The organism is Ruegeria sp. CG1 (genome assembly GCF_056537265.1).
Window position 1 is genome coordinate 766,021 of the sequence record NZ_JBQFRF010000001.1, and the last position, 17,490, is coordinate 783,510.

At 56.0% G+C, this 17,490-nt stretch carries 18 protein-coding genes; 5 read left to right on the forward strand and 13 right to left on the reverse strand.

The annotated features are described in order from the left end of the window. Nucleotides 1–44 precede the first annotated feature (44 nt). From lon to ACR0AU_RS03910, 4 genes are all read right to left on the reverse strand, one after another. On the reverse strand, nucleotides 45–2,453 hold the full coding sequence (gene lon, locus ACR0AU_RS03895) for an endopeptidase La (RefSeq protein WP_170393206.1): 2,409 nt from the start codon (nucleotides 2,451–2,453) through the stop codon (nucleotides 45–47). A gap of 233 nt (nucleotides 2,454–2,686) precedes the next feature. Beyond that, entirely contained in the window at nucleotides 2,687–3,097 is a 411-nt protein-coding gene (locus ACR0AU_RS03900) for a DUF6636 domain-containing protein (RefSeq protein ID WP_170405494.1), read from the reverse strand. Nucleotides 3,098–3,189: 92 nt separating this feature from the next. Then, nucleotides 3,190–4,320: a tRNA guanosine(34) transglycosylase Tgt gene (gene tgt / locus ACR0AU_RS03905; RefSeq protein ID WP_480795398.1), complete on the reverse strand. Its 1,131-nt coding sequence runs from the start codon at nucleotides 4,318–4,320 to the stop codon at nucleotides 3,190–3,192. A gap of 63 nt (nucleotides 4,321–4,383) precedes the next feature. Then, complete coding sequence (locus tag ACR0AU_RS03910; RefSeq protein WP_480795289.1) at nucleotides 4,384–5,295, reverse strand: nucleoside hydrolase; 912 nt, start codon at nucleotides 5,293–5,295, stop codon at nucleotides 4,384–4,386. Between the two features lie 175 nt (nucleotides 5,296–5,470). On the opposite strand from ACR0AU_RS03910, the gene ACR0AU_RS03915 reads away from it, so the two are divergent. The 3 genes from ACR0AU_RS03915 to ACR0AU_RS03925 all read left to right on the forward strand — a co-directional run bounded on the left by ACR0AU_RS03915 (nucleotide 5,471) and on the right by ACR0AU_RS03925 (nucleotide 7,097). Next, nucleotides 5,471–6,361 carry an SPFH domain-containing protein gene (locus tag ACR0AU_RS03915; RefSeq protein WP_170393209.1) on the forward strand — a complete coding sequence of 297 codons (891 nt, stop codon included), beginning with the start codon at nucleotides 5,471–5,473 and terminating at the stop codon, nucleotides 6,359–6,361. Further along, on the forward strand, nucleotides 6,361–6,639 hold the full coding sequence (locus tag ACR0AU_RS03920) for an NfeD family protein (RefSeq protein WP_480795290.1): 279 nt from the start codon (nucleotides 6,361–6,363) through the stop codon (nucleotides 6,637–6,639). The genes ACR0AU_RS03915 and ACR0AU_RS03920 overlap by 1 nt, the downstream gene beginning before the upstream one ends. Nucleotides 6,640–6,734: 95 nt before the next feature. Continuing rightward, nucleotides 6,735–7,097, forward strand: coding sequence for an SUF system Fe-S cluster assembly protein (locus ACR0AU_RS03925; RefSeq protein ID WP_170393211.1), 363 nt, complete (start codon nucleotides 6,735–6,737; stop codon nucleotides 7,095–7,097). Nucleotides 7,098–7,401: 304 nt separating this feature from the next. Here ACR0AU_RS03925 and ACR0AU_RS03930 read toward each other — a convergent pair whose 3' ends face one another. Then, nucleotides 7,402–7,725, reverse strand: a complete 324-nt coding sequence (locus ACR0AU_RS03930) for a hypothetical protein (protein ID WP_170732077.1) — start codon at nucleotides 7,723–7,725, stop codon at nucleotides 7,402–7,404. A 164-nt stretch (nucleotides 7,726–7,889) separates the two neighbouring features. Between ACR0AU_RS03930 and ACR0AU_RS03935 the strand changes: the two genes are divergently transcribed. Next, nucleotides 7,890–8,255 carry a HesB/IscA family protein gene (locus ACR0AU_RS03935; RefSeq protein ID WP_170465407.1) on the forward strand — a complete coding sequence of 122 codons (366 nt, stop codon included), beginning with the start codon at nucleotides 7,890–7,892 and terminating at the stop codon, nucleotides 8,253–8,255. Here ACR0AU_RS03935 and ACR0AU_RS03940 read toward each other — a convergent pair. Continuing rightward, entirely contained in the window at nucleotides 8,252–9,166 is a 915-nt protein-coding gene (locus ACR0AU_RS03940) for an isopenicillin N synthase family oxygenase (RefSeq protein ID WP_170732076.1), read from the reverse strand. The genes ACR0AU_RS03935 and ACR0AU_RS03940 overlap by 4 nt on opposite strands. 120 nt (nucleotides 9,167–9,286) lie before the next feature. On the opposite strand from ACR0AU_RS03940, the gene tpiA reads away from it, so the two are divergent. Then, on the forward strand, nucleotides 9,287–10,036 hold the full coding sequence (gene tpiA / locus ACR0AU_RS03945; RefSeq protein ID WP_480795291.1) for a triose-phosphate isomerase: 750 nt from the start codon (nucleotides 9,287–9,289) through the stop codon (nucleotides 10,034–10,036). A 9-nt stretch (nucleotides 10,037–10,045) separates the two neighbouring features. On the opposite strand, the gene ACR0AU_RS03950 is transcribed toward tpiA, so the two are convergent. From ACR0AU_RS03950 to ACR0AU_RS03980, 7 genes are all read right to left on the reverse strand, one after another. Further along, the gene (locus ACR0AU_RS03950; protein ID WP_480795292.1) at nucleotides 10,046–10,492 is read right to left on the reverse strand and encodes a nucleoside deaminase; all 447 of its coding nucleotides are present in this window, start codon (nucleotides 10,490–10,492) and stop codon (nucleotides 10,046–10,048) included. A gap of 65 nt (nucleotides 10,493–10,557) precedes the next feature. Then, nucleotides 10,558–10,869 (reverse strand): DMT family transporter, encoded by a 312-nt coding sequence (locus ACR0AU_RS03955; protein WP_170562909.1) that lies wholly within the window; start codon nucleotides 10,867–10,869, stop codon nucleotides 10,558–10,560. Between the two features lie 155 nt (nucleotides 10,870–11,024). Then, nucleotides 11,025–12,401 carry a TRAP transporter large permease gene (locus ACR0AU_RS03960; protein WP_170393218.1) on the reverse strand — a complete coding sequence of 459 codons (1,377 nt, stop codon included), beginning with the start codon at nucleotides 12,399–12,401 and terminating at the stop codon, nucleotides 11,025–11,027. Next, nucleotides 12,401–13,078 carry a TRAP transporter small permease gene (locus ACR0AU_RS03965; protein WP_170393219.1) on the reverse strand — a complete coding sequence of 226 codons (678 nt, stop codon included), beginning with the start codon at nucleotides 13,076–13,078 and terminating at the stop codon, nucleotides 12,401–12,403. The genes ACR0AU_RS03960 and ACR0AU_RS03965 overlap by 1 nt, the downstream gene beginning before the upstream one ends. 116 nt (nucleotides 13,079–13,194) lie before the next feature. Continuing rightward, entirely contained in the window at nucleotides 13,195–14,196 is a 1,002-nt protein-coding gene (locus ACR0AU_RS03970) for a DctP family TRAP transporter solute-binding subunit (protein WP_480795293.1), read from the reverse strand. Nucleotides 14,197–14,514: 318 nt separating this feature from the next. Further along, nucleotides 14,515–15,744, reverse strand: a complete 1,230-nt coding sequence (locus ACR0AU_RS03975; RefSeq protein ID WP_170393221.1) for a sigma-54-dependent transcriptional regulator — start codon at nucleotides 15,742–15,744, stop codon at nucleotides 14,515–14,517. After that, the gene (locus ACR0AU_RS03980) at nucleotides 15,741–17,474 is read right to left on the reverse strand and encodes a sensor histidine kinase (protein WP_480795294.1); all 1,734 of its coding nucleotides are present in this window, start codon (nucleotides 17,472–17,474) and stop codon (nucleotides 15,741–15,743) included. Before ACR0AU_RS03980 ends, ACR0AU_RS03975 begins: the two co-directional genes overlap by 4 nt. Nucleotides 17,475–17,490 lie beyond the last annotated feature (16 nt).

Below are 17,490 nucleotides of genomic sequence, written 5' to 3' on the forward strand. Positions count from 1 at the left end.
AAGGCGGGGAATAACCCCGCCTTTCTAGTTAATCTGTTTCAGGCTTAGTGGGCTGTTGCCGACGGTCCTGCCCCTTCGGCCGCCTTGGCGGCAGCGGCAGCGGCCTCTTCAGCGGCCTCATCCCACTCAATTGACTCGGGCTTACGTATCAATGCCTGCTCTAGTACCTCCGAGACGTGTTTGACCGCGATGATCTCCAGCCCTTCTTTCACGTTGTCGGGGATATCCGCCAGATCCTTTTCATTCTCTTCGGGAATGAGGACGGTCTTGATCCCGCCACGCAGGGCAGCCAGCAGTTTTTCTTTCAGCCCGCCAATCGGCATCGCGTTGCCGCGCAGCGAAACCTCGCCTGTCATGGCGATGTCCTTGCGCACAGGAATACCGGTCAGGACCGAAACAATCGAGGTCACCATAGCCAAGCCCGCAGACGGACCATCCTTTGGCGTCGCACCATCGGGCACGTGCACGTGGATATCGATTTTGTCGAACTGCGGCGGTTTAACCCCGATCTGAGGCGAAATCGATCGGACGTAAGACGACGCCGCGTCGATCGATTCCTTCATCACATCGCCCAGCTTACCAGTGGTCTTCATCCGCCCTTTGCCGGGCAGTTTCAGAGCCTCGATATGCAGCAGATCACCACCGACCGAAGTCCAGGCCAAGCCAGTGACTACACCAACCTGATCGTCCTGTTCAGCCAAGCCATAACGGAACTTGGGCACTCCAAGAAAATCATCCAGATTGTCGGGCGTCACCTTTACGGTCTCCGCCTCTTTCTTGATGATCTTGGTCAGCGATTTCCGCGCCACTTTGGCGATTTCGCGTTCGAGGTTCCGCACACCCGCCTCGCGGGTATAGGTGCGGATGATCGATTGCAGCGCCTCATCGGTCAGCTCAAACTCCTTGGCTTTCAGACCATGGTTTTTGACCTGTTTGTCGATCAGGTGTTGCTTGGCGATCTCGCTCTTTTCCTCTTCGGTGTAACCGGCCAGCGGGATGATCTCCATCCGGTCTAGCAGAGGCCCAGGCATGTTGTAGCTGTTAGACGTGGTCAGGAACATCACGTTGGACAGGTCATATTCGACCTCAAGATAATGATCCATGAACGTGTTGTTCTGTTCCGGGTCCAACACCTCCAGCATCGCCGAGGCTGGATCGCCACGGAAATCCTGCCCCATCTTGTCGATTTCATCGAGCAGGATGAGAGGGTTTGTGGTTTTCGCCTTCTTCAGCGCCTGAATGATCTTGCCGGGCATCGACCCGATATAAGTCCGACGGTGGCCACGAATCTCAGATTCGTCGCGCACACCACCCAGCGAGATGCGAATGAATTCGCGCCCCGTGGCTTTTGCGACCGATTTACCCAGCGAGGTTTTACCCACACCCGGAGGGCCAACAAGGCACAGGATCGGGCCTTTCAGCTTTTTCGAGCGCTGCTGAACCGCCAGATATTCGACGATCCGCTCTTTGACTTTCTCAAGTCCATAATGATCGGCGTCCAGAATGTCCTGCGCGCGACCCAGATCCTTTTTAACGCGAGATTTGGTGCCCCACGGCAGTGACAGGATCCAGTCCAGATAGTTGCGCACAACGGTCGCTTCAGCCGACATGGGCGACATGTTCTTAAGCTTTTTCAGCTCACCTTCGGCCTTTTCGCGCGCCTCTTTCGACAGCTTGGTCTCGTTGATCTTGGCTTCCAGTTCGGCAACTTCGTTGCTGCCGTCCTCACCATCGCCAAGCTCCTTCTGAATGGCTTTCATCTGCTCATTCAGATAGTACTCGCGCTGCGTCTTCTCCATCTGGGATTTGACGCGGGTCTTGATCTTTTTCTCGACCTGCAGAACCGACATTTCGCCCTGCATCAGGCCATAGACCTTCTCAAGCCGCTCGCTCACCGAGAGCGTCTCAAGCAGTTCCTGTTTCTGTTCAACCTCGATGCCCAGATGACCTGACACAAGGTCGGCCAACTTTGCAGGCTCGGTGGTTTCACCGACGGCGGCCAGCGCCTCTTCGGGGATATTCTTGCGCACTTTTGCATAGCGCTCAAACTCATCCGCGACGGTGCGCAACAGCGCTTCGGTCGTGGTGACATCGCCCGGAATCTCGGTCAGATACTCGGCGCGCGCTTCGAAAAACTGATCGTTTTCAAGGAATTCTGTGATCTGCACCCGCGCCTGCCCCTCGACAAGCACCTTCACGGTGCCATCGGGCAGTTTCAGCAGTTGCAGCACGTTGGCCAGAACGCCCGAGCGGTAGATACCGTCGATTTCCGGATCGTCCTCACCAGGATCAATCTGGCTGGACAACAGAATTTGCTTGTCATCCTGCATCACCTCTTCCAGGGCGCGGACCGATTTGTCACGGCCCACGAACAGCGGCACGATCATATGTGGGAAGACCACGATATCGCGCAGCGGCAGGACGGGGTATGAGGAATTCAGAGGCTCTTGCATGCTCTATCCTTATCATTGGCAAGACGGCGCTGGTCCCTGATTCAGGCAACCTTTGGCCATCTCCTGTCTTGGACGATAAAGGTGGGGCACCTGTTCCCCCATTTCAACCTCATCGTCGTTTGTTGTGATGCAGCATGACCGGATGATTTGGGGACTTCAAGGCATCCGACAGACATATCCACCGATTTTAGCGAACCCAGCATTAAAACGGGCAATAAATCATCCAGCGTGGATCAGAACACCCTCTGCTTAGCTCGGGACAAAAAGAAGCCATGACCGACTTCGTTTCTACATTCCAAGCCCTTTTTCGAGGAATGGCAAACGAACCCGCCAAACTCTCCGGTTACGCCGTAGTCTGCACGGTCAAATCCGTCCCGGTTATGGCTGACTGGTTGGCACAGCATGCGGACGGCGCCCGTATTGGTCATGAAAAAATCATGTCCCCAGTCCGACTGGCAATCCGCCGGGCGCGGGAACGCAGGTGCACCACTCCGCTCAATTATGGTGCAAGACAGGTCCGAAACACTCGCCCCCTGCCCGACGACACACTGAATATTCTCGGACGGGGTTTCGAAGGTCCAGACATCCGCAAGAGATGTCGATGCGCAAAGAACGATTGCGATAGAAACAATAAAGCGAGGCATTGAATCCTCCTGAACAAAACAAATGAAAATGGTAAATAATGCGCGAACAGTATAGCAAAAAATACCGCGTTTGTCACCGCAATGGCCACAATCTACAGCGGTTCAATATCGCCTTGCTCCCGAAGCGCGTGGAATTGCGATTGCCACTCTGCGAATGTGCCCTGTGAAATCGCGTCCCGCATTCCCTGCATGATTTCCTGAAAGTAATGCAGATTGTGCCAAGTCAGCAGCATGCCCGAGATCATCTCATTCGAGCGGAACACGTGATGCAAGTAGGCCCGAGAATAACTTGAACACGCGGGGCATGTGCAGTTCTCATCCAGCGGGCGTGGGTCGTCAGCATGGCGGGCGTTCTTGATATTGACCACACCGTAACGCGTGAACACCTGCCCGGTGCGACCCGACCGCGAAGGTAGAACGCAATCCATCATATCTATCCCGCGTGCAACGGCACCTACGATATCATCAGGCTTGCCTACGCCCATCAGATAACGCGGTTTATCCTGGGGCAAGAAGTCAGGCGCATAGTCAAGGCAGCTGAACATGGCCTCCTGCCCCTCACCCACGGCAAGGCCGCCGACGGCGTAGCCTTCAAAACCGACCTGCTTAAGTGCCTCGGCACTTTCTTTCCGAAGATCTTGTTCCAGCCCGCCCTGCATGATCCCAAACAGGGCATGTCCGGGGCGGTCTCCAAACGCTTCACGCGACCGCGCAGCCCACCGCATCGAAAGGCGCATGGAATCGGCGATACGGTCGCGATCGGCGGGCAGCGCAGGGCATTCATCAAAGCACATGACGATGTCCGAGCCCAAAAGCCGCTGGATTTCCATCGACCGTTCCGGCGTCAATTCGTGCTTCGAGCCATCGACGTGAGATTTAAAGGTCACGCCCTTCTCGGTCAGTTTGCGCAGACCGGCCAGCGACATCACCTGAAATCCGCCAGAATCCGTCAGGATGGGCCGGTCCCAGTTCATGAACTTGTGCAGGCCTCCCAAACGATCGATCCGCTCGGCCGTTGGGCGCAGCATCAGATGATAGGTGTTGCCCAACAGAATATCGGCACCCGTGGCGCGCACACTTTCCGGCATCATCGCCTTGACGGTCGCGGCTGTGCCCACAGGCATGAACGCCGGCGTTCGCACCTCACCGCGCGGCGTGTTGATCACGCCTGTGCGGGCCTTGCCATCGGTGGCTTTCAGGTCGAAAGAAAATCGCTGGGTCATGGTAACGCCTTGGATCGCTGAACCGGGCAGGCTTTGCCCGATCTGCAAGGGCATTGCAACCCGTCAGGGCAGCGAGGCTACACGGTCCGTAAACAGGCGCACCACCCCTGGCCCATCGACATCCCGGCACACTCGCACTGGTGGCCGTGCAGGGTCAGGACGAGTCGCACCGATCTCAGCCCCGTCCAACGCCACCTGCAAACCCGTTTCGACCATTTCGAACATCGGTTCATGGGTGCAGGCGATAACGGCAGTCGAGTCATGCAGTCCGCACCCTTCAAGCCCACCGATCTCTTTGTAGAACTTTAAATAGAAGCGCGAGATATCACGCAGAAAACCACCCATGTCAGGGGAACGTTCAGCGAGCGCCTCAAAATCAGCGGTCTCGTAGAGCGTTTTCAGAGTCACATCCAATCCCACCAGAATCGTAGGCGGCGGCGCGGCAAAGACTTGGTCTGCAGCTTTGGCATCGTGATAGATATTCGCCTCGGCATGTTCGGTGATGTTGCCCGGGCAGTATACGGCCCCGCCCATGATGACGAGCTTGCCAAGATTCTCTGCAAACTCAGGGTCCAATCGCATGGCATCAGCGATATTGGTCAATGGCCCAACCGCGCATACGACCAGCTCTCCGCGATGGCTGCGCGCCATGTCGACAAGAAACTCTGCGGCGGACAGGGCGTGGTTTTCACCGATCTCTTCAATCTGGGTCAGGTCACCAAAGCCTTCGGGGCCGTGCACATGTTCCGAAGGTGAATGCGCGATCTCTCCCAATGCGAAGGGCGCGCCTTGGGCCACGGGAATGCCGAGCCCCAGTTTGTCCACCAGAAATCGCGCATTGCGGCTGGATTGATGCACATGGGTGTTGCCGAACACGGTGGTCAGGCCGATCAGGTCAATTTCGGACGCAGCGGCGGCATAGGCAATGGCCATTGCGTCGTCGATGCCGGGGTCTGTATCGATAATCAGTTTCATCCTCGTCCGATAACGCAAACACCAGTGGGATGCAAAGCTGCCACAAAAGGGAATTTCTGGCCGGTATGAACGCTTTCACAGATTTGCATTCCAGCCTGTACAATCCATACCAGAGTTGAAATTGAGCGATTCAATCCCCATATGTATACCATAGTACACAATAAATGAGGACAGTATGATAGAAGACCAGATTATCGGACTGATTACTTCGAACATTATCTACCTGCTGGCAGCGGCGCTTATTGCCATTGTCATCTTCAAGGGCATCAAGATCGTGCCTCAATCCGAGAAATACGTTGTTGAACGGTTTGGCCGCCTGCATTCGGTGCTTGGGCCCGGGATCAATTTTATCGTTCCTTTTCTAGATGTTGCCCGCCACAAGATATCCATCCTTGAGCGTCAGTTGCCAAACGCAACGCAAGACGCAATTACCAAGGACAATGTTCTGGTGCAGATCGATACTTCGGTGTTCTACCGCATTCTCGAGCCGGAAAAGACGGTCTATCGCATCCGCGATGTCGACGGTGCGATTGCAACGACTGTAGCCGGTATCGTCCGCGCCGAGATCGGTAAGATGGACCTGGATGAAGTGCAATCGAACCGGGCGCAACTGATTGAACGTATTCAGGAAAGCGTAGAAACCGCTGTTGACGATTGGGGGATCGAAGTAACCCGCGCCGAGATTCTGGACGTAAATCTTGATCAGGCCACTCGTGACGCGATGTTGCAGCAATTGAACGCCGAACGTGCCCGCCGCGCGCAGGTGACCGAGGCCGAGGGCCAAAAGCGTGCCGTTGAGCTGCAGGCAGATGCCGAACTTTATGCGGCAGAGCAGACCGCCAAGGCCCGCCGAATCTCGGCTGAGGCCGAAGCTTATGCGACTCAGGTCGTAGCAAAGGCCATTCAAGACAACGGGCTGGAAGCGGCACAGTATCAGGTTGCGTTGAAACAGGTGGAATCGCTGAACGCCCTAGGCAACGGCACCGGCTCGCAGACCATCGTTGTGCCTGCAAACGCACTTGAAGCCTTCGGCAATGCCTTTAACATGCTTAAAGGAGGAAAATGATGGCCGATCCTTTCTGGCTGACGTGGTGGATTTGGTTGGCCGGAGCGCTTGCTCTGGGCATCCTTGAGGTCGCGCTGCCCGGCTTCATTTTCCTGGGTTTTGCCATCGGTGCAGCCATTACCGGAATGGTTTTGCTGATCCCTGGCCTCACGCTATCCCTGCCCGTTCTGCTGTTGATATTTGCTGTTCTGTCACTGGTCGCATGGCTGGTTCTGCGCCGTATGTTTGCCCTGCCGCACGGTCAGGTCAAAACCTTCAAGCACGACATCAACGACTGATCTGTCGTGGCGCTCAAATCAGGCGCCACGGCACCTCTGGACGCTGCCCGGCACTTTCCCTATATAATTTCTCAGGTAACAGACCCGAGGCATCAATGACCCACCCCAGTGAACAGTTCGAAGGCAGCCCCCTGATCGCTCCCTCGACCATCGATCACCCGCTCTACGAACCCGTGGTCGAAGCTTGCCGGACGGTGTTTGACCCAGAAATACCAGTCAATATCTACGATCTCGGTCTGATCTATACGATCGACATCACCGGAGAAAACGCGGTCAAGGTGATCATGACCCTCACTGCGCCAGGCTGTCCTGTCGCAGGCGAAATGCCCGGTTGGATCGTGGAAGCTATCGAACCCGTTGCTGGCGTCAAAGAGGTCGACGTCGAACTGACTTGGGAGCCACCTTGGGGCATGGAAATGATGTCAGATGAAGCCCGGCTTGAGCTGGGTTTCATGTAACTCTCGACTTACTCACAAAAAACATGGCGATGTTACAAAACGGTGTACTGCGTGTTACTTAACCGTTTTCATGTTGTCACAATGCTGGGTCACAAGGTCCTCAGGTACTGACCCAGTGATTAAGCATGCGTTTTTCAATCTGCTGGACGTGCTGGCGCAGGATGTCGAGTAGCGGGCGTCTTATCCGATTGCCCCGCTAAATTGACATACTTCGTGAATTGCATGGGCCTCTGACCATAGCCATCCCCCATTCAATGGGCCCATTCCGGGCCGCTCTTGCCCGAGAGCGGCCCTTTTTGTTTGATTATTCTAAGTTACAGGTCGATTTGATTTCAGCAGCGCGCGCGTCCAGCTCTTTTATATAGTCGCCTGACAGCATCTTCAGGTGCTTGCTCTCGGTTCCTGTGACGAGACCCAGCAAGGCACCGGCAGGGAGGATCGAGAACACGCTTTCAGCCTGCTGGTCCTCGGCATGTTTCTTTTCAGCTGCGATTGCGCGCAGATCACCGGGTGCGGTAGCACAGTTGACCGGGTGCCGTTTTGTGTCATCTATCGCAAATGCCGCAGACGCGGACGCCAACAACATAGATGTGAAAATGGCGGCTCCTGCCCAGTTCTGCGCTCTCATCGATCCAAACCTCTCTGGAATGCCTGTCCTTTACTTCAGATACGCTAAAGCTTTGCGCACCATCGTGACAACCCTGCGCGGAGTGTGTATTTGAACAGGCTCTCTCTTGAGCCCGGCGCGTGTCGGCCTTAGATTAGAGATAACGCGCGATAACGGAGCCCACCATGTTTGGCATTCCCGGCAAACAAGCCGTGACCATGACACCTAAAGCCGCTGAACAGATTGTTCGGCTTATGAAATCCGGCGGTCACACCGGATTGCGCATCGGCGTCAAGAAAGGCGGCTGCGCGGGGATGGAATACACCATGGACTACGTCGATGATGCCGACCCGAACGACGAAGTGGTCGAGCAGGATGGCGCGCGTGTTATGATCGCCCCCATGGCACAGATGTTCCTGTTCGGAACCGAGATCGACTACGAGGTTTCACTGCTTGAGGCCGGGTTCAAGTTCCGGAACCCGAATGTAGTCGATGCATGCGGATGCGGAGAATCGATTAAGTTCGACGAAACCTTGGCTGAACAACGCTAACTCGCAGCTTTTAGGTGGACGTAGGTCTCATTAAATCGCCGCGTCAGGTGCTCTCCGGCGCGGATCGTGGCGTATGAACCCGGCGGCGCAACATTTGTGTCGTAAGAAGGATTAAAGAACAACGGAACCGAGATCCTCTCGTTCACGCTGCCTTTGACTCTATGCTCGGTCGCTTTGACTTCTCCTGCCGTCCAAAACTCCAGCATCTCCCCGAAATTGATTATGAATTGTCCCGGCGTGGCGTTTACAGCTTGCCAATCGCCATCAGACATACGAACTTCCAGACCCGGTGTGCCGTCCGTGGCCAGCAAAGTCAGGCAGCCATAATCCGTATGCGCGCCGATACCAAAGTCCTTTTCCCCTGCCCAATCAGGACGTTGCGGATAGAAGTTACCGCGCAGCAGCGCCATTGGCGTATCAAAGGCCGCATCAAAACTGTTTGCATCCCTACCGATGGCAATCGCAATCGCGCGCAAAACGCGAATGGCAACTGAGCAGGCGTCTGAATAGTAACTCTGGATCGTTCTCCGAAACGCGTCGGCCCCGTCTGGCCAGAGATTTGGGGCATACACACTTAATCCACGCCCCGCATAGGGATCATCGGCTGGCAGTTCAAAACCGCTATCAAAGACTTCTTTGAAATCCGGGTTCGCCCTGAGATCCACCTGTTCGGAACGCGGCGCACCCCAACCGCGGTTGGCACCCGTAGCTGCCATATCGACGCTCTGCTTGATCTCATCGGGTTGACGAAAAAAATCGCGATAAGTGTCGATCACCTGCTTCACACGGGCGGCATCAAGGCCGGAATTGAAGATCGTTAGAAATCCGATCTGGCGAACAGCATGTCTCAGCTTTTCCATCTCAGCTGGATCACGCAGATCCAATTTGGCGAGATCGAGATCGTCTATCATGCCATCCTCCGCAACAACGCGCGCAATGTGTCCTGACAAGTAGCGCTATGCAACCGGAATTGTCAGCCCCGCCTGCGGGTGATATCCGAGGGTTCAAAGCAGAAAACCGGAGGGATCGCGATGCGGCGTAAGTTGGCGGCAGGCAACTGGAAAATGAACGGAACTGGCGTTGCGCTGAGCGAGTTGGAAGCGTTGAAAGCCTCGCACCCATCTTCTGCGGTAGAAATCCTGATATGCCCACCAGCCACTTTGCTTCATCGCGCGGCAAATACGGTTGAAGGTTCGGGCATTACCGTTGGTGGCCAAGACTGCCACGCGGCGCTCTCGGGTGCGCATACCGGGGGTCTGAGTGCCGAGATGCTGTTGGATGCAGGGGCAAGCTCAGTGATTCTTGGCCATTCCGAGCGCCGTGAAGATCATGCTGAGCAGAACGAAGACATCCGTGCCAAAGCCCGCACCGCCATGGATGCAGGCCTGAAGACGATCATCTGCGTTGGTGAAAGCCTTGAACAGCGCGAAGCAGCAAATACTCTGGATATCATCGGTGGACAGATGTCGGGTTCGATCCCGGATCAAGCGACAGGCGAGAACCTGATTGTCGCATATGAGCCGATCTGGGCCATCGGCACCGGTAAGGTTCCAACTTTGGAAGAGATCGGAGAAGTGCATGATTTCATACGCGCACGTCTGGAACGCCGATTTGGCGAAGGTGTCGGCCGGTCAGTCCGCCTGCTGTATGGCGGATCGGTCAAACCCGGTAATGCTGCCGAGATTTTCGGCGTTTCAAATGTTGACGGAGCGTTGGTGGGTGGCGCCAGTCTGAAAGCAACTGATTTCTCGGGCATCATTCAGGCGCTTGAAAGCGCCTGATCGCCAACCTCATTCGGCAATATCTTCGGCCCAAAGCGCGGGCTTCTCTTCGATAAAACGCTTCATCAATGCAATGCAGTCCGGGTCATCTGCGATGATGACCTCGACACCACGATCGCGCAGGAAGTCCTCATTGCCGCCAAAATTCACGGTGTCTCCGATCACAACACGCGGGATACCGAACTGTACGATCATGCCAGAACACATCATGCAAGGCGACAGCGAGGTATAGAGCACAGTATCGCGATAGGTCTTCTGCCGCCCTGCCTTGCGCAGCGCATCCATTTCCCCATGGGCAATCGGGTCGCCCAGTTGGACACGCTGATTACGCCCTTGCGCAACGACCTCACCACCCCGCGCAAGCACTGAACCGATTGGGCAGCCTCCTTCGTCAAATCCAGCTTTCGCCTCATCATAGGCAACGCGCAGCAAGCGTGCATCGGTGTCGGTCAGCATATGCAGGTGTCCTTTGTTCGGAGTTGTTTCGCAAAGCTGCCCGACACCACAACGGCGGTCAACGCTTAGGCCAGTTTCATGATGACCAAACCCGTCACGATTAGAACCGCAGCGCCGATCCGCATGGGCGTCAGCGCTTCACCCAGGAACAGGATGCCAATAGTGAACGCCCCTACTGCGCCGATCCCGGTCCAGATCGTATAGGCGGTACCAAGCGGCAGATCCCGCATGGCCATTGCAAGCAGGCCAAATGACCCGATCATCGCAACACCCATGATCGCCGTCGGCCACAGCCGCGTGAAACCAGCGGTCTGCTTCATCGCGACGGCCCAGACGATTTCGAGCAGGCCAGCAAACAACAGTAATATCCAGGGCATAAGAACACCTCACTTTCCGAGATCGGGTCGTCCCGAATAATCGTCCATGATGGTGAGGTCGTCCTCTGACCCTCAGATATGCGTTTGGGCATCAGTTTCAAGACAAAAAACCGGGCGGATTACACCGCCCGGTTCATATGTTCGGTGTAACCGATCTAGTTGGTTATGATCTCAGGCCCCATGAATGTGTTGGGCAGGAATGTCGAAATCCACGGGATGTAAGTAACCATGATGAGGAAGACGAACAGCACGGCCAAGAACGGCAACGCTGCCTTCACAACACTCATCATCGGCATACCCGCCACACCCGAGGTTACGAACAGGTTCAACCCGACCGGAGGCGTGATCATCCCGATCTCCATATTGACCACCATGATAATGCCCAGATGGATCGGGTCGATACCCAACTCGATAGCAATCGGGAAGACCAGCGGGGCCACAATGACCAGCAGACCTGAGGGCTCCATGAACTGGCCACCGATCAGCAGGATCACGTTGACCACAATCAGGAAAGTCACCGGCCCCAGACCCGCCGATAGCATGGCGCTTGCGATATGCTGGGGCACCTGCTCATCCGTCAGCACATGTTTCAGGATCAGCGCGTTGGCGATCACAAAAAGCAGCGTAACGGTTAGCTTGCCGGCCTCGAACAGCGTATGCTTGGTGTCGGGGTGCACAAAGGCCGTGATCAACGCATAGGGTTTCTTGAGCAGCGAGATGTTCTGCGCATCGCCTTCGGTGCTGAGCGGACCCATATCCTTGTAGACAAAACTTGCGATCAAGAACGCATAGACGGCAGCAACAGCCGCGGCCTCGGTCGGGGTAAAGATACCTCCGTAGATACCGCCGAGGATGATGACGATCAGGAACAGACCCCAACCGGCCTCGCGTGCTGACGTGAAGACCTCACCCCAACCTTTCCAATCGCCTTTGGGAAGGTTCTTGACCTTGGCCATGACGTAAATGGTGATCATCAGCATCAGACCAGCCATCAAACCCGGAATAACGCCCGCAAGGAACATCCGCCCGACCGAAACCTCCACGGCTGCCGCATAGACCACCATCACGATTGATGGCGGAATCAGAATGCCCAGTGTCCCTGCGTTACAGATCACACCGGCGGCGAATTCCTTGGAATAGCCCACCTGACGCATGCCAGCGATGACGATCGACCCGATTGCGACAACTGTCGCCGGAGACGACCCCGACAAGGCCGCAAACAACATACACGCGAAGACGCCAGCAATTGCCAGACCTCCGGGCAAGTGCCCTACACAAGCGATCGAGAACCGGATGATCCGCCGCGCCACTCCACCTGTGGTCATGAAAGATGACGCGAGAATGAAAAACGGGATAGCCAAGAGGGTGAAATGCCCCTCAAATGCCTCGAACAGCGTGCCAGCGACCGAAGCCAATGAGCTGTCGGAATAGATCAGCAGGAAGAGGGTCGAGCTGAGACCAAGTGCCACCGCGATCGGAACTCCGATCAACAATAGGCCAATGACCATCGAAAAAAGTAGTACGACGTCCATCAGTCATGCTCCCCCTGCTGGGCGCGGACTTCTTCGATCTCGTCCTCAACCTCGTGGCTAGCTACAAGGCGATCAGTTTCACCGCGCCAAATCTGTACTGCGACCTGTGCAAAACGGATCACCAGCAGCAACATCGAAAGAGGCAGAACGAAATACGGAACGACCTTGGGCAGTTTCTCGTAATACTCGCCATAGTTGATCATATCTTCCAGAAACCGCAGCGGCGCGACCATCGGGATATCATCAACTTCATAGAAGCTCTGGCTGCGCGCACTCATGTCAAAGCCGGTCGGAAACCAGCGACCCGAGGTTGGCGGCAGATCGGCAAACACTGCCCAGTAGTCATACGACCCCTTGAGCAGGAGCAGAGAAAACACCAGACAGCAAGCAACGGCTATCAGCGCTAAAACCCGGCGTGGCGCGGGGGCCAGCATGTTCAGGATCGCATCAACACCCAGATGTGCATGCTTCTTCACTGCATAAGACGCACCCAGCAGCACCAACCAACCGAAGGTGAATACTGTCAGTTCCAGCGCCCAAAGAATGTTAGAATTGAATACAAACCGCGCGATCACATTGGCGAAGGTTACAATTGTCATCAGACCCAACAGGCACGCAATCATGGTTTCTTCGATATGGTCGACCAGCCCGCCTTGGCCGGGTTTCGCACCAGACATCTCTCTGTCCCCGCATTTTTTTGATGAGAGTGGTGGGAGTGTGGCGGGCCATTAAGGCCCGCCCAGCCTATGCGTCCATAACTCCCCAGTCCCCGGACGCGTGGCTTGAACCGGGATCAGAACCCGGCGTTGATCGCCTGTGCGGCGTCGATCTTGTCCTGACCAACGTCACCGGCAAATTTGTCCCAGACTGGCTTCATTGCATCGACCCAGGCCTGGCGCTGCTCGGGGTTCAGTTCCCGGATGATGCCCCCTGCGTCAGTGATCGAAGCCTTGGCAGCTTCGTTTACGGAAAAGGCCTCCTTATTACGGGTCTCGGTCACTTCGGCGAGAATCGTCAGGAATTGATCGCGAACTTCAGGCTCCAGGCTGTCCAGCCAGTCAACTGAGGTTACAACCAGATAATCGATGATACCGTGGTTCGTTTCTGTGATGCCGTCCTGCACCTCGAAGAACTTCTTGCCGTAGATGTTCGACCAGGTGTTTTCCTGCCCGTCAACAACGCCCTGTTGCAGAGCACCGTACACTTCCGAGAACGCCATCTTCTGAGGGCTGCCACCAATTGCCTCCATCTGGGCAACCAATACGTCCGATGACTGAACGCGGAACTTCAGGCCGTTCGCATCCGAAGGATCTTCCAACGGCTTGTTTGCAGACATCTGCTTCATGCCATTGTGCCAGAATGCCAGCCCTTGAAGGCCGCGGCGCTGCATGCTGTCTTTCATCGCCTGACCATCAGCCGAGGCTTGGAACGCATCCACAGCATCGATGTTCTTGAACATGAACGGCAGATCGAACAGGCGGAATTGCTTTGTAAACTTCTCAAACTTCGACAGCGAGGGCGCGGCCAACTGCACGTCGCCCTGCAGCATCGCTTCAAGAACCTTGTCATCGTTGTAAAGAGTGGAGTTCGGATAAACCTCCATGCACATCACGCCGTTCATCTCGTCATTGACGCGCTGCTCAAGCAGCGAAGCGGCGATGCCCTTGGGGTGTTTGTCCGTATTGGTCACATGCGCAAACTTCACGACGATCTCGCCATCATCGCAAGCTGCTACACCAGCGGTCGCTGATATGGACAGTGCGATTGCGGTTGCTGCCGTTGTCAGGAATTTCATCAGTCTTATCCTCCCAGACTTCCCTAAAACTTCCATCGAGCGCCCAATCAGCGCCGTATGTTGCGGAGTGAACCGAATCGGCTCCTCACTCTCAACATTTTGTTGAGATGTTGCTGAAATCTGTTTTTTCCAAATAATTTCTTACGGTTAAATGATGTCCGTAATAAATCTGGTGTTTTGGCAGAACTAAGCTGTGCGATTTTTCGCACAGGCAGTCAGCACCTTGTGCGAATTTCCGCACAATATCCGAATCGATGCGAGCGAATCGCTCGCTTAAGCCACAGCGCAACCGCAGTTCGCCCTAGCGGAAGTGTTTTGCTAACGACGATAGTCTTCTGGCCTAATGTGGTAGCGGGTCAGCTTGTCATAAAAAGTTTTGCGCGGCAGCTTCAGTGCCTTGGCGGCATCCGCAGCCTTGCCATTGTGGCGCCCAAGGGCTGCAATCAGCAAAGACCTCTCAACACGCGCCAATTGCTCGCTCAACCCCAGATCAGCGGCCTGTGCAACCTCATCCGGCATCCCCAACACAAACCGCATTGCCGCCGACATCAACGATCGGGCATTGCCCGGCCAATCCTGCGCCATCAGCGAGGCCAGATGCTCGGGTGTCACTTCAGGTTCCGCAATCCCGGCCTGCTCAGCGGCCTGCGCCACATAGCGGCGAAAGATGACGGGGATATCCTCGGGCCGTTCTGACAGGGCCGGGATTCGCACCCGCATGACATCCAACCTATAGAACAGATCGGCATTGAACCTTCCCTGTGCAGTAAGGTCCGACAAATCGGCCGTTGCCCCTGCGATGATTCTGGCTTCCGTCCCTTGTTCGATCAGTTCCAGCGCGGCGTATTGCGTGGCATCCGACATCGCCGAGATCTCATCCAGATACAGCGATCCGCCTGCCGCATCCTTACAGACACGCAACAAATCATCCGGGTTCAGGCCTGAGGCAGGGCGTTTGACAAATGGCCCCTGTCCAACCGGAGACATCAGATGGACAACTTCAGCGACCTTTGAAACTCCGCTACCCGCTGGCCCGGTAACCAGTACCTCGGCCCGTGTTGGCGCTACGCTCCGCACTCGCTCACGCAAGGCCTCGGCTTGATCTGACAACCCAAACAGCATGCGTGCTGCGGGATCGCCACGCTCAAGTTCGCGCCGTTGCTCGCGTTCCTGCAGAATTTCTGCGCGCGCGGCAAAGGCTCGTTCGAGTACCGCCAATAAATCCGCTGCTGCACAGGGCTTTTCCAGAAAATCAAATGCTCCCTGCCCCATGGCCTGTACCGCCATCGGGATATCGCCTTCACCTGTCAGCAATACCACCGGAAGCTCAGGATCAACCTCGCGCGCGTATGCGAGCAGATGAAACCCATCCCGCCCCGGCATGCGAATATCCGAGATGATCACACCGCCGAAGTCACGATGAATATGATCCTTTGCGGCCACGAAAGATCCCGCGGTGACCGGTTCATACTCGGCCAATTCGAGGGTTTGCGCCAAGGCCTCACGTACGGCGGCATCATCATCGACCAAAAGCACTTTGCGGATCATGCTGCCTCATCTTCTTCAAAGGGTTCCAGTTCAACCGTGAATTCAGCACCCTCGTCCGTGTTGGCACCGCGAATATCCCCCCCGAAGCTCTGAACCAGACCGTAGGATATCGACAGCCCCAGACCCATCCCCTCGGACGTCCCAACTGTTTTTGTGGTGTAGAACGGCTCAAACACGCGGTCGGGGTCCTCGATGCCGGGTCCGGTATCCCGCACCGACACGCGAATAGGCTTCCCCCCTGACAGAGTGACCAATATTCTGCGCGTCGGTCGATCGACCATCGCATCCGCTGCATTATTGATTAGGTTGACAAACACCTGCACCAGACGCACCTCTCCACCCCAAGCATAGACCGCATCCTTTGGCGGCACCCACTCCAACGCGACATTCTCATCGCGCAGGCGCGCCTCGGTCAATTCTGTGGCAGTGTTCAGAACCTGAACCAGATCAACGCGCCCCATTGGTTCGCTTTCATTTCTCGCAAAGGCCCGCAGGTTCTTGATGATCCGCGCCATGCGTGCGGCCATATCGGAAATGCGGCCCAGATTTTCGCCAGCTCTCTGGCCCTTGCCGCGCTCAAGAAAGGCGGACCCGTTGTCGGCGAACTGCTGAATCGCCATCAAGGGCTGGTTCAATTCATGACTGATGCCAGCCGACATCTTGCCCAAAGCGCTCAACTTACCAGCCTGAACCAAATCGGCCTGCGCTTGTTTGAGCGCGGCCTCCGCCTCCTGCCGCTCGGCAACTTCGTGGCGCAAAGCGCTATTAGCCGCCGTCAAAGCGCGCGTACGTTGCGCGACCCGGCTTTCCAGCACGGTGTTTGCCTCTGCAAGTGTCCGACGGCGTTCCGAGGCCAGAAACAACAAAGCACCAAAGGCGAAACAGATCGCCGCAACCGCCGCCGCCTGCAACCCCGCCAACCGGCGCGCCGGAGCGACATCCACCAGCATCTCTGCGGTCATCGCAATCACCGGAAGATCGAGCGTCAGATGCAGGGCGCGACGGGGCAGATAGCGACCCCAATTGAGCTTCCACACTTCATATCCCGCAATCCAGGTTGAGGCGAAATCGACATTCTCACCTTCGGGTGACATCAGCCCTTGCTGCCCTTGCCCGCGGCGCCATAGTAGCAGATCCGATCGGTTCGAGATAAAGACAACCCCATCCGTATCAATGAAAAACACCGCATCGGTACTGCCGCGCCATGTTTGTTCCACATCCTGCACATCGGCCAGAACCATCAACGCGCCTTCTATTTGGCCCAAATCCCCAAATGACGGGGCCGCGTATGAATAAATGCGGTCACTGCTTGCGTCTTCGACCCCATGTGCGCTGCCCAGGGCCCCCTGCATGGCGCGCTCGAAAGCCGGATGTGCGGACATATCGCGCTGCGTCACCGGTTGGGCCGCGACCAGAACCTGACCCTCCGGATTCAGGTACATAACGTTAACGGCAGCGGTTTTGTCTGCCACATCCAGCAGCACCTTTCGGGCGGCCCGTTGCTGTTCTGATGTTTCTAGCTCCTGCAAAGCAGGATGGTCCGCCATCAAGGCGGCCACTTCCTGATAGACCTGCATTTGAGTGCTCAGACGGTCGGCGGCCAGTTCTAAATCGGCCTCGGCCTTCTCGCTCAGTTGCGACAGGGCCTGACGATAGCCATAAGTCCAGACCGCCGCTGACAGCAATCCGACCGCGCATAAGAAACCGGCTATGATCCAAAAACGTTGCATATCTAGGGTCTTGCAT